Raw genomic sequence first — 12,436 nt, 5'->3', positions numbered from 1 at the left:
TCTTAGAATTGCACGCCCGAAATGAGATTGCCGTCATCAATGTCGCCTAGATTACGATACATCTGAAAGTCAATTGTTTCGTCAATGTAATGCACTGAGGCATCACCAAAACAAAAGAACGCACCGCCATCATGCCAACTGAAAGCACAGGCATCGTCACTCGCGAAACCGAAGTTGTCGACCGATTTCGGAGTTATGCCACAATTAATGATGTTTTGATCTTTTGTTTCAAAGTGAGCGGATTCGTCATCCTCAACGCCCCCGATCCACAACGGCCATTTGCTGGGCTCATTGCCGATCACGTAGGCCGACTCACCCAAGGCAATCGTGTTGCTCAATCCGTCGGTGACGTCCTTCATGCGAATAAATTGCGAACCTTTGAGTTTTTTGAGTTCATGCAATGTGGCAAACATTCCTCGTGCATCCATGCCGGAACAAGCGCGGTAGTCGCTCGTTGCGTATCCCACCATATGCTCGGGAAGGGTGTAATCTTTCATGTTCTGATAAGTGGGTGGCTCTAAAGCCGGGAACGCCGCGGGTGCGTGCGACGGCATCGCCGACGAAGGACAGCGGAACACACTAAGGACTTCGGCTCCCATGGGTATGATCGCACCGGTATCATAAAACACCGCCAAAAAAGGACTCGGCCGCCAATTGGGATCCAGTTGATCGTAAAGCGGCTTCAGTTCCAAATACGGCAACAACGCTACTCCCCAGCCATAGCCTTGCTCCTGATTTTCAGGATAGCCGGTGACAGGATTGATTCCGTTTTTCTCAGCATCATAGACAGACAGGGGAAAATGCCGCTGAGCATCATGATAATTCTGTAGCGCGAGTCCCATTTGCTTGAGATTGTTGACGCATTGCGTCCGGCGTGCCGATTCGCGGGCAGCCTGCACCGCGGGCAAGAGCAGCGCCACCAGCATCCCAATGATCGCAATCACGACCAGCAGTTCAACGAGAGTAAAACCGCGATGTAAAGTTCTCGACTTCATTGCCTCTTCCTTCTGCTTCTCGAAGTTCAATCAGCGAATTTCAAACGCACCCAAATCGGGAGCTTGGCCATGAAACGCCTCGGGAAGCACGGCTCGGATGTTTGATGCGAGATCAAGCTGCGTTGTCCCACGATCGATACAGTAGCTGCTCTCCAGCGGCCGAAAATCGTCATCCAGCTGCGGGTCCTTACGAAGCAGGACACCACTCGTCAGATTGCTATTCACCGGCTCCCCTCCGTTCTGCCACAGCAAATTGTGCGTCAACAAACTTTGGCCGTTCACATTTTTTAAGGGAGCATGCAGGTTTTCGACAAAGACATTATTGAGCACCCGGGCATTGCCCCCGCCCACCATGCCGTAGTGATTCCTGCAGATTGTGTTGTTGATGATCGTGATCGACTCGGGGATTTGCGCCCCCCGATAGTCTTCGAGCGTGACCGCATCGCTCATGAATCCGATGCCAGCCATGGCATTCTCGGCAATGAGATTGCGCTCAATCGTGATCGTGCGGTTCGACATTTCGGGATAATCGATAATCTGAATGCCGTCTTCGCCGTTGCCGGTGATGATGTTGTCGCGAATCACGGTGTTAAGCATCTCGCCGTCATGGGAATGCAGACGCATTTCGATGCCGTCGTCATCATTGTCGCGCATCTCATTATTTGCCACCAAAACAGCTGAAGAATTGTCGATATCAACCCCATCATCATCGTTGGCCACGAACGTGTTGAACCGGCATTCACCGCTACCGTTCTCATAGTCGATTGCATCGGTATTGTTCACAAAATGATTGAACAGCACACGCGCCCGACTGCTGCAAGCGAGGCCGTCATCGCCATCACGAATCGTCAGCCCCAAGATTGTCGATTCCGTCTCCGGACTTTCCGGCATGGAAATCACGGCATCCACCACCGCGTCGATATCATCTTCATCATCTTCAGGATCGGGATCTGGGATGATCGAGCCATCCAAAACCGTTTGCTTGATGTAGCGAGTTTCCTTAGTCGTCAGATACCAGGAGGCCAGAGTGATCGACTTGCCTTGAATCGTAAGTGCTTCGTGATACACGCCCGGCGAGACAAGAACGGTGTCGCCATCCTGCGCGGCGTCGATGGCCGCTTGCACCGTGCGATATTCCTCGGGCACCTTCAAAAATTTCTGGTTCGCATCTAAACCAGCAGCCACGACATGGCTACCCATTAATACCGTACCGATCGCCATCATCCAACGAACGGCGACCTTGCTTGAAAAGCTTATTCTCATGTTGGCTTTCATGGAAACAAGAAGTTGTGATCGATGGCAGCTAAGTCTAACCACGACTTTTAAGAACTCGTTAAGAAATGAAAGAACAAAAAACAACTTCTTAACTCTGGCGATACCTTCATATTCTTTTCACACATTCATCGCGATTGATTCATCGCAACTTCACACCTTACGGGACAATGAGGCCTCACTGACAAGTGCTATTCGATACACCCCCTAAGGAGAGCCTCGTGAACTTCGACCTGGGCTGGAGAGTTAAACTGCGATGGTTAGGGCAATTCTACTTAGCCATGCTTTTGCTGAGCACATCTCAAATGCAAGCGGCAATTCGTTTCAACGAAATCTATTACAGCCCCGAAGACCCTGAAGATGGTCGCCAGTTCATCGAATTGAGCAGCACGACGGGCGGTGTCGAATCCCTCGATAACATGTGGATATTGGAAATCGATGGCGATGCCGGCAACGTTCCCGGCTTACAAGACAATCCTGGCACGATCCTTTCGGCCATCAATTTGAGTGGCCTTTCGACGGGCTCCAACGGGTTGTTTCTCTGGCGCGATTCCAACTCGATCGTGCTCGACAATTCTAAAGCTCCAGGTGTGCAAGGTCCCGGCGCGACCACGGTACTAGCGCTCGATCTCTTTCCTGGCCGCGTAGATCTCGGCTACGAAGGGGATGAAGGGGGGGGCAGCAAAATCTATGAGAACGATATTTCCAATTTCCTACTCGTCGAAAACTTCACGGGCACCCTGGGACTTGATCTGGATAATGAAGCCAATTCATTCAAAGGCAACGGCACATTCAACATCACTCCTTGGACCGCGGTTCATGATGCCCTCAGTGTGAAAGAAGCTGTTGATCCTGGTTTTCAGTATGCAGAAAGCGTCGGGGGCATCAACTTTAACGGCAGTTTTGGCGCCGACATTTATAGTTGGGATTCCGTCGAGAACATGTGGGCCTTCTTTGATTCGGGCAGTGGCGAAGGAGACGGGAGCTATGTCGGGCCATTCTTTGCCAACGATGGCTCGAGTTTCTACGGCTCGAATGACGCCGGCTACCAAGATGGCCGCACGATTTATGTTTCTGCCAGCTCCGACTTTCTTTACGCGACCCCTGGTGCCGAGAACGCAACTGGCGTCGGTGGTTTATATCGCGGGGATGTCGACCAAGATGGCGACGTCGACGCAGCGGACATCGACTTCCTCTACGACAACTTGGGCACCGTCGGCGTACGCTTCGACGTGGCCTTGAATTTTGGTGCCGCGAGCTTGACCGACATTAACGCCCTCGTTCAAGGCGACACCGGTGTGCGATCGGAAGACCTTTTCTTCACTGATTTTGGAGACGCCGATCTCGATGGTGATGTCGATGGCCGCGACTTTCTCGCTTGGCAACGTGGAGCCAGTGCCGATAGCGGCTGGGCCCTGGGCGACTTCAATGGCGACGACATCGTCAATCAACTGGATTTGCAGATCTGGCAAAACAAGTACGGCTTCGTCCGAGCGTTGACGGCCTTTTCGTCAGTCCCAGAACCTTCAAGTTTGTTGCTTGTGGGGGGGACACTATTACTTGCGAGTTGTGCTAGCCGTCGGCGGAAGCCGTTGGCCTAGAAATATCAAGAGAATTTTCTTCGCTTCGATCAACTTTTACTTAGGAGCTATGACTAATGAAGCGTATTTTTGGTTTGCTTGCCCTGACCCTCGCGTTCAGCAGTCAGGCGGCGTTTGCCGACCTGCAAATTAATGAAATCTATTTCAGCCCCGAAGATCCCAAGGAAGACCGCCAATTCTTCGAGATCTACAGCACCACTGGAGCGACTACGCTCAGTAATCTTTGGTTCCTCGAAATTGAGGGAGATTTTCCTCTCGAATCGGGTCAACTGGATAATCCCGGCCAGGTTCTCAACGCATTTGACTTGAGCAGCTTTTCCACAGGCGCAAACGGCATTTTCTTGTGGCAAGGTTCGAATACAGTCATCGATATTGATCCCGCGACAGCCGGAGTCCAAGGACCGGATGTTGCGTCTGTCGTTAACCGTGATCCTTTCCCACAAGTTTTGGGATATGAGGAAGAGGATGACGATGAGAATCTTATTTACGAAAACAATGTTCATTCATTCTTGCTTGTGCAAGGCTTTACCGGCGCGGTCGGTGACGACCTCGACAGCGACGACGACGGCATGTTGGATGCCGCGTGGAGCAGTTTTGTCGATGGCATCAGCGAAGCCGAAGATGGCGACGCTGGTTTTCAATACGCCTCGCAATTTGGCGGCAGCGATGTCCTTCTGTGGTTCGGAGCGGACGTGTTTCAACGCCGTCCTAGCGATGGATTGTGGATGTTCTTCGATTCCGGCAGCGGTGAAGATGAACCAGCCGGATACCCCGGTCCGTTTTTCGCTAATGACGGTTCGGGGCCCGGCGACAGCGATGCTGGCTTCGAGAACGGCACCGAGATTGTCGTGAATCCCGCGTCCACGTTTTTGTGGGCGACGCCAGGTGCCCGCAACGTGCAAATCCCAGAGCCTTCTTCCCTTATCTTGGGCATGCTCTGTGGATTGTTGGGTTTAGCTCGCCGTCGTGCCAGCTAACAACTCGTAGACCTAAATAACTATGCCGTGGCGGAAGAAAACTCCGCCACGGCTTTTCAATGGCAATGCCCATTGAAGGATCGATGATTTGTTAGACTTGATCGTGGGCGTGCCTGAACAAAGAACATGCTCGCACTTGCAGTTCTCGGGGTTGCTGTTGCTGGGACGTCCACGCAACCCGTGTGTAAGTTATAATAGACTGGAAATTCAGCCCGGTTTTGATTGGGAGGGGTAGCCTGATCGAAACCGGCCTCTTCTCGCTTCGTAATTTTAAGCTCTCTCGGATTGACTCAATGCTAGACACTTTCGGTACAGTTGAAGTGAAGCTGATTAAGTTTTTTGCTTGCCTACTCGGGATTATGTCGCTTGTGGCATGGGATGCAAGTGAGGCTTGGGCCCATGAGTCAGAGGATCACGATAAACCACGCAAATTCACGAAAGTGGAAGAACACAAGCCGACCCCACTGCCAGATCGGGTCGTGCTCACTTGGAGTGCCGACACGGCCACGACGATGGATGTCACTTGGCGTACCGACACGACAGTGGATCAACCCCTAATTCAATACAATCTCGCCGCCAAGATGGTTGGCAACATGAAGGAGGGGGCCCGCGAGTTCACGCAACTTCAAGGAAAGTCGAACGGCTTTGAATCGGACCTCGGCAAGTGCTTGATTCATTCGGCGCGGCTGACCGAACTTAAGCCTGACACAATGTACGCCTACCGTGTTGGTGATGGAAAACATTTCAGCGAATGGTTTCAATTCCGGACCGCGAGCGGAAACGACAAACCATTTACATTTGTCTACTTTGGTGACGCTCAAAACTCGATTCTGTCGCTCTGGTCGCGCGTCATTCGGGAGGCTAATCAGCATGCTCCTCGGGCGTCATTTATGTTACATGCCGGAGATCTCGTGGGAGACATGCAATACGATGCCGAATGGGGTGAGTGGTTTCGAGCTGGCGGATGGCTCAATGGTATGATTCCTGTCGTCGCTTCACCAGGAAATCACGAGTATGGCGATGAGATCGGTTTATCCCCTCATTGGCGACCGCAGTTTTCATTTCCGCTCAATGGTCCCTCGGGGTTGGAAGAGACCGCCTACTGGTTCGACTATAACAATGCTCGAATCGTCTCGCTCAATTCCAACGAGAAGATCGAAGAACAACGTGAATGGCTTCAAAAAGTACTTAAGGATGCCTCGCGGCCCACTTGGACCTTCGTCACGTTCCATCACCCCATCTTCTCGGCGGCCAAAGATCGCGACAATCCTGAAATTCGTAAAGCCTGGCAAGCAATACTGGAAGACAACGGCGTCGACCTCGTGCTCCAAGGTCATGATCACACATACGCTCGTTCAGGCCTTGGTGGTCCTCGGAACATTCCAGAAGGGGTACGTAACAAGAGTAGCAACACGGTCTACGTCGTCAGCGTAAGCGGACCGAAAATGTACGAAATACAAGAATCCTGGGAAGTACGTCGCATTGCCTACGGTCGTCAGTTATTTCAGGTGGTCAAAGTCGACGGCGACGAGCTCCGTTACGAGGCTCGGCTCGCAAGTGGCGAGCTCTATGACGGCTTCACCATCGAGAAAGACGCCAAGGGCAAGAACACGCTGATCGAGCAAATCCCCGACGACGTACCCGAGGTACGCAGCGAATAGAGCAATCAAGAAAAGCGGCCCTTCAAGAGCCAACTACTGCCAAGGCCTTACTAACTTGCCGATTAAAGCACAGAAAGTAAACTCGCGTGTATAAAACTTACAATTGACCACCGAGGAACTGAATTCGTCCGATGCATCCCGGCACACACGTTGTTCTTGAACAGCTCAAATGCCGTCGTGGTACAACTATATTCAAAAACTATGTGGCAACAAATTACTCGACCCTAATCCCCCATTCCCAAGTTCTTCCACAGAAACGCCCACAGGTCGGCGGTTTCTTCGATTCGCTTGGTGGTGGGCGTGCCCGCTCCGTGGCCAGCGCGGGTTTCGATCCGTAACAGAATCGGCGCATCGCCCGCTTGGGCGTGTTGCAAGGCCGCGCCAAACTTAAAGCTGTGCATCGGCACCACGCGGTCATCGGTGTCAGCTGTCACAACCATCGTTGGTGGAAACTTCGTCCCCTCTTTGACGTTGTGATACGGTGAATAAGCGATCAACGCCTTAAATTCTTCAGGGTCGTCAACCGTCCCGTACTCATCCCTCCAGAAATGCCCTGCCGTGAAGTTTTGATAGCGCAGCATATCGAGCACGCCCACTTCCGGCAGGCACGCGCCGAATAAGTCGGGCCGTTGAGTCATCGCCGCACCAACCAGCAGGCCGCCGTTGCTTCCCCCCATGATGGCGAGTCGATCCGTCGACGTGTATTTTTCGGCGATCAACCATTCCGCCGCGCCAATAAAATCGTCGAACACGTTTTGCTTGTTGACTTTCTTACCCGCCTGATGCCATTCTTCGCCGTACTCGCCGCCACCGCGCAAGTTGGGCACAGCCAGAACGCCTCCCATTTCCATCCAAGTGGCAAAGCCCACCGAGAAATTCGGCGTCAACGAAATACTGAACCCCCCATAGCCATACAGCAACGTCGGATTCTGACCGTCGCGTTTCAAGCCCTTGCGATGCGAAACGATAATCGGCACGCGCGTGCCGTCTTTACTTGTGAAAAAGTCCTGCCGCGATTCGTAGTCATCGGGATTGAAATCCACCTTCGGCTGGCGAATGACGTGAATCGCATTGTCAGCAAGATCGAGACGAAAAATGCTGGCCGGCCGAATATAACTTGTGAACGAAAAGAATGTTTCGGTATCAAACTGCCGACCGCCAAAACCCGTGGCCGTGCCGATGCCGGGAAGTTCAACTTCCGCGGCGTCTTTCCCCTCGAGCGTGAAAGTCTTCACCTGCGTCACAACATCCTTAAGATAAACGCCGACGATCTTCTCCTTGAACAGGCAAGCGCCGTCGAGCGTTGCTTTGTCCGCCGCCACGATTTCCGCAAGATCATCCCGTCCCGGCTTATTCACATCCATCGAGACAATCCGCTTGGTCGGTGCCTCGAAATCCGTAAGAAAGTACAAGGACTCTCCCACGTTGCCTAAGAAGGCAAACTCATTCTCAAAATCACCGATCAGCGTCTTAAACTCCCCATCGAGCGGTGCATCGACGTTCCGCACCAGCACTTGATTCTGAGGATCGGTACTCCGCGAAATGCTCAGCACCAAAAACTTGTTGTCGTCGCTCCGTGAAAGCCAAAAACTCCACGTCGGCTCGTCCGGCCGTTTGTATACAAGCACATCATCGGCCTGGGTCGTTCCCAACTTGTGAAAGTGAATCGCAGGGTTCGTGGCGAGGGCCTGGAATTGCTCCCCCTCTTTGGGTTCAGGATACCGCGCGTAGAAAAAGCCGGTCCCTTCGGCGTTCCAAACGATATTCCCCCAGCGAACCCATTCCAGCTTGTCGTCGAGTTGCTTGCCCGACTCGATTTCCATCACATAAATGGTCGACCAATCGGAACCTGCTTCCTTGCGGCAATAAGCGAGATACTTTGCGTCATCACTCTCGTTGATCTCGCCCAAGGCGATCGTCCCGTCCTCCGACCACTTGTTGGGATCAATCAACACGCGACCTGCACCGTCGTAACGATCGGCCACATACAACACGGCTTGGTTCTGCAAACCGTTGTTCTTCATAAAGAAGTATTTGCCCGCCGTGTGAGTCGGCACAGAATAACGTTCGAAATTCCATAGCTTGGTCAATCGTTCTTGAATCTGTTTACGCAACGGAATCGAATCAAGATATTCCCTGGCGACTGTATTCTGAGCCTTCACCCACTCGGCCACCTCGGCGGAATTGCGCACGTCCTCTTCCAACCACCGATAGGGATCCGCCACGTCGACGCCATGAAACTTGTCGACCTGATCGACGCGGCGCGTTTCGGGATAGGAGTTCATCGCATCTTTTCCTAGGCAAGGGACCTGACCAATAACGATGCCCAGCAAGAGTAGGGCACGGTGACAATTGAGAAACATGACAAAAACTCCGTTGCGGTTGTCAATTTCGAGTAGGATAAGATTGCTAACACGTTAGCAGGCTAGCTGCCGGTTTGGCTAGAGGAATCATTCCAGCGGCGGCAGCGTGGCATACACGTCGAGGTCGTCTCGCTCCCCAAGAATTGCAAACAATTCGCGAACCTGCTCTAAACCCTCCGCAAAACGAAACGGTTTTTCTGGTCTGCTCTTGCTGCCGAGAATGTAATAATCCGGATCAGGATTCAAGAATGTCAGTTCTGATTCTTCATCGGTTGCCGCAAACCAATCCCGTGAACTCGGACTCCCTGCCACATCGATTACTATGTCCGCCGAAAAGACAATCTCTTTACCTTCTGCATCACGACAATGAATCTGAAACGACACGTCGTCGTCTTCATCGTGGCGATCGACGGAAACCACTTCGGTGCCAAGAAGCAGCACATCGATGATCAAATCAGACTGAGCCAGTGGCAAGAGATAGGCATCGTGCCATTCCCGGCCTGTTAGTAATGTCGAACCCGCCAAAGGCTGCCAAGCTTCATCCTGAGCTTTTATCGCCGCCACGCCAAGCGTCGACACAAGCTCGCGGTAGCTGCCCAGTTGTGCATCGTGAGCCAAAACGCTTGCCGCGGGTTGTTCGCTACGCTCAATAAGCTCAGTGGGATATCCCAAATAGCGGGCATAAAGCGCGGCTTCCAAGCCAATAGGGCCAGCTCCCAAAATCGCGATCCGCGGTTGCTCGTCGTCCATGTCCTTGCCTAACTGCTCGCGCTGCGATAGCTCAAAAGCGCGCGATTAAATATCCAACGGCTGGCCAACACACTCGCCACGGTGGCCAGCAATCCGAATCCCGCCATCCAAAGGTTCTCGCGGGTGAGCGGTTTGGCCATCAATCGCGCAGGCACGTTGATCACGACCAGAATCGGCACGATAAACGTAAACACTTGCCGCAGCGGCGTACCCCATGTTCCATCGTAAATTTCCATCGGGTAGCGCGAAAAATTGGTGATGTAAAACCAAAAATCATACAACGTTTGATTCCTACCCAACCAGATGCTTGTCGCCGCCAAAGCGATCATCACGCTGTACAAAATCATGACACCCATCACGACATAGAGCGGATAGAGCACAAACTGCCAAGCGGTCAGCTCCAAGCCTTGAATCCTCGGCACAGAATAAGCCAACAAGATCAGCGCGACGAAAAAATTGCCGAACGACGACCACGCGACCTTACGTAGCGAAACCAAAAACTGAGTATCGATCGGTTTCAACAGCGCAAAATCCAAGCCCCCCGTGCGGACTTGCTCGCTCAGCTCCTCAGCATTGGGCATGAAGAAAGCCTGCACCAGACTGTTCACAAACATCGTCGTGCTGATGAACACAAAGAACTGGTACTTGTCCCAGCCTGCAATCGAGTTCGTCTCGCGATACACCAGGGCATAGAAACCCAAGTTCATGATCATCCACGAAATCGACGAAATCGTGTCGATGATAAAATTCGCGCGAAACGTCATGTCGCGCACGAGGCTATTGCGTGCAAAGGTGAGAAACACACCGAGATACGAGGGTGAGCGGTACATCGTGTCAGCCCCCATATCCGCTGTAACGGCGATAGCCAGCGTTCATCGACAACCGGCAGAGCACCATGAATCCCACCGTCCAAGCCGTCAGCAGAATCAAGCCGCGGGTGAGCGCAGCCCCTTCGACCTTTTGCAGAAATACGACCGAGGGAAAATAAGCCAAATAAGGAAACGGTGTGTAATCGATGATCGTTTTCCAAGGCTCGGGCAAAAACTCAAGCGGGAACATATGGCCCGAAAAGAAAAACACGAACAGCATGTGAACAAAGAGCAGCGAGGAAACTTCCAAAAACCAGAAGGCAATCATCCCCATCGTGGCTTCCATGAAGAAGCCCAACAAAAACGACATCATCAGCGAATACACAAACGCTAAAAAAATGTCGAGCGGTGGCCAGCCCAGGAAGTAATCCCGGCATAAATAAAAGACGAGTGCGAAAGGCGCCGTAGCGATCAAGTAATACACCACTTTGTGGGCGATCCGCGACAGCAGCAAGTAGCTAATCAGATCGATCGGTTGAATCAAAAACTTCTTGATTTCCCCCTCTCGAACTTGCCGCGCGATGCCTGACGCCAATCCCGGCATGCTGGAAAAAGCTCGGGCCAACATCGTGAGCAGGTAATACGCCACGACGTCTTCCCGAGTAAAACCTTGAATGCTGCCTGTCCCCGCCGACGCGAACACGGCCGTCCAGAGAAAAATCTGGGTCACGATCGGCAAAAAGCGCATCAACGTGCCGAGCGCGAAATCACCGCGATAGACTAAGCGTTCTTCGACGCAGATCTTAAAAATCGTCCACCAGGTTGCAGCACGGGCCAGCATACGTCGCAAATTCTCTTAAATTTACATCCTAGCCGCAGGCGGCAGCCAACGGTTTAACTAACCTGAGCAGCCACCACTTCGGGCTCAGAGGCTTTTTTCCCACCTGAAGTCGTGAATAACTCCGCAATCACTTCCTCAAGCGGTGGGTCTTCCACGCTAATATCTTCCAGCGTGTAAGCAGCCAGCACCGAAGCTAACACGGTGGAAATATCACTCCGATTCACTTTCAGCCGTGCCTTGGGCTCTGCGATTTCTAGTACTTCACCGTACCGTGACAAATCGCTCGGCATGCGACCGTTGGCAAATTGCAGCGAAAGCACTTTGTGACCACTGAAGCGGTCGACAATCCCCGCCAACGAACCATCGTAAATAATCTGGCCCTGGGCGATGATCACGACACGCCGGCACAACGCCGCGACGTCTTTCATGTAGTGGCTCGTCAGCAGAATCGTGATCTTACGTTCTTGCTGATAATACTTCAGAAACTTTTGAATGTTGTGCTGGGCAATGACGTCGAGCCCGATCGTCGGTTCATCCAGAAACAACACGTCGGGCGAGTGTAACAGCGCGGCGGTCAGTTCCATCTTCATCCGCTCGCCCAACGACAATTCACGCACTGGTCGCCCCAGCAGATGGCTGACGTCGAGCAAGTCGCACAACTCGTCGCGGGTTCTCGCGAATTCAGCGGGCGGGATGCGATAAATCTTTTGATGCAAAAGAAACGACTCTTGCGCGGGCAGGTCCCACCAAAGTTGATTTTTTTGGCCCATCACCAAGGCGAAGCGTCGCCGGTACTCGTTCTCGCGGAGCCAAGGCACGTGCCCCAACACGCGAGCTTCGCCGCCGTTGGGAGTAATGACACCTGAGAGCAATTTGAGTGTGGTCGTCTTGCCCGCGCCGTTGGGCCCCAGAAACGCCACGAATTCCCCCTGGGCCACATCGAGATCAATCCCCTTCACCGCAGCGACTTCACGATATTCGCGATGAAACAACCCACGCACCGAGGCGAGCAAGCCCTCTTGTTTTTGATAGACGCGGTAGGACTTTTGCAGGTTGCGGATTTCGACGGCGTTCATAGAACTCTGATTATAGGCAGGCTCAATACGAGCGGACAGAGCCGGGCAACCGCAGCCGCGCGCCACGAGCAATTAGCCCTTGAACATCACG

Annotated in this window: 10 protein-coding genes; 3 read left to right on the top strand and 7 right to left on the bottom strand. The window is 52.7% G+C overall.

Annotation, left to right across the window (positions count from 1 at the left end; genetic code table 11):
* Window positions 1-2 precede the first annotated feature (2 nt).
* Both SH678x_RS04950 and SH678x_RS04945 read right to left on the bottom strand, forming a co-directional pair.
* Window positions 3-995 carry a DUF1559 family PulG-like putative transporter gene (locus SH678x_RS04950; RefSeq protein ID WP_496921777.1) on the bottom strand — a complete coding sequence of 331 codons (993 nt, stop codon included), beginning with the start codon at window positions 993-995 and terminating at the stop codon, window positions 3-5.
* 30 nt (window positions 996-1,025) lie between these two features.
* Window positions 1,026-2,258: a right-handed parallel beta-helix repeat-containing protein gene (locus SH678x_RS04945; RefSeq protein ID WP_496921776.1), complete on the bottom strand. Its 1,233-nt coding sequence runs from the start codon at window positions 2,256-2,258 to the stop codon at window positions 1,026-1,028.
* A 230-nt stretch (window positions 2,259-2,488) separates the two neighbouring features.
* On the opposite strand from SH678x_RS04945, the gene SH678x_RS04940 reads away from it, so the two are divergent.
* From SH678x_RS04940 to SH678x_RS04930, 3 genes are all read left to right on the top strand, one after another.
* Window positions 2,489-3,868 carry a PEP-CTERM sorting domain-containing protein gene (locus SH678x_RS04940; RefSeq protein WP_496921775.1) on the top strand — a complete coding sequence of 460 codons (1,380 nt, stop codon included), beginning with the start codon at window positions 2,489-2,491 and terminating at the stop codon, window positions 3,866-3,868.
* Window positions 3,869-3,924: 56 nt separating this feature from the next.
* Window positions 3,925-4,845: a PEP-CTERM sorting domain-containing protein gene (locus SH678x_RS04935; RefSeq protein WP_496921774.1), complete on the top strand. Its 921-nt coding sequence runs from the start codon at window positions 3,925-3,927 to the stop codon at window positions 4,843-4,845.
* A gap of 293 nt (window positions 4,846-5,138) precedes the next feature.
* A complete protein-coding gene (locus tag SH678x_RS04930; protein ID WP_496921773.1) occupies window positions 5,139-6,506 on the top strand; it encodes a purple acid phosphatase family protein in 1,368 nt (455 codons plus the stop codon).
* Between the two features lie 224 nt (window positions 6,507-6,730).
* Here SH678x_RS04930 and SH678x_RS04925 read toward each other — a convergent pair whose 3' ends face one another.
* The 5 genes from SH678x_RS04925 to SH678x_RS04905 form a co-directional block, all read right to left on the bottom strand.
* Complete coding sequence (locus SH678x_RS04925; protein WP_496921772.1) at window positions 6,731-8,869, bottom strand: prolyl oligopeptidase family serine peptidase; 2,139 nt, start codon at window positions 8,867-8,869, stop codon at window positions 6,731-6,733.
* Between the two features lie 87 nt (window positions 8,870-8,956).
* A complete protein-coding gene (locus SH678x_RS04920) occupies window positions 8,957-9,619 on the bottom strand; it encodes an NAD-binding protein (RefSeq protein WP_496921771.1) in 663 nt (220 codons plus the stop codon).
* A gap of 8 nt (window positions 9,620-9,627) precedes the next feature.
* The gene (locus SH678x_RS04915) at window positions 9,628-10,449 is read right to left on the bottom strand and encodes an ABC transporter permease (protein WP_496921770.1); all 822 of its coding nucleotides are present in this window, start codon (window positions 10,447-10,449) and stop codon (window positions 9,628-9,630) included.
* 4 nt (window positions 10,450-10,453) lie between these two features.
* Window positions 10,454-11,269, bottom strand: a complete 816-nt coding sequence (locus tag SH678x_RS04910) for an ABC transporter permease (protein WP_496921769.1) — start codon at window positions 11,267-11,269, stop codon at window positions 10,454-10,456.
* A gap of 53 nt (window positions 11,270-11,322) precedes the next feature.
* Window positions 11,323-12,345: an ABC transporter ATP-binding protein gene (locus tag SH678x_RS04905; RefSeq protein WP_496921768.1), complete on the bottom strand. Its 1,023-nt coding sequence runs from the start codon at window positions 12,343-12,345 to the stop codon at window positions 11,323-11,325.
* Between the last annotated feature and the right edge of the window lie 91 nt (window positions 12,346-12,436).

The organism is Bythopirellula superficialaquae (assembly GCF_059632245.1).
This window is presented reverse-complemented; position numbering and strand designations above follow the sequence as displayed.

Coding starts and splice junctions, on each gene's coding strand:
- SH678x_RS04950 (WP_496921777.1), bottom strand. CDS start 995: ATGAAGTCGAGAACTTTACATCGCGGTTTTACTCTCGTTGAACTGCTG.
- SH678x_RS04945 (WP_496921776.1), bottom strand. CDS start 2,258: ATGAGAATAAGCTTTTCAAGCAAGGTCGCCGTTCGTTGGATGATGGCG.
- SH678x_RS04935 (WP_496921774.1), top strand. CDS start 3,925: ATGAAGCGTATTTTTGGTTTGCTTGCCCTGACCCTCGCGTTCAGCAGT.
- SH678x_RS04930 (WP_496921773.1), top strand. CDS start 5,139: ATGCTAGACACTTTCGGTACAGTTGAAGTGAAGCTGATTAAGTTTTTT.
- SH678x_RS04925 (WP_496921772.1), bottom strand. CDS start 8,869: ATGTTTCTCAATTGTCACCGTGCCCTACTCTTGCTGGGCATCGTTATT.
- SH678x_RS04920 (WP_496921771.1), bottom strand. CDS start 9,619: ATGGACGACGAGCAACCGCGGATCGCGATTTTGGGAGCTGGCCCTATT.
- SH678x_RS04915 (WP_496921770.1), bottom strand. CDS start 10,449: ATGTACCGCTCACCCTCGTATCTCGGTGTGTTTCTCACCTTTGCACGC.
- SH678x_RS04910 (WP_496921769.1), bottom strand. CDS start 11,269: ATGCTGGCCCGTGCTGCAACCTGGTGGACGATTTTTAAGATCTGCGTC.
- SH678x_RS04905 (WP_496921768.1), bottom strand. CDS start 12,345: ATGAACGCCGTCGAAATCCGCAACCTGCAAAAGTCCTACCGCGTCTAT.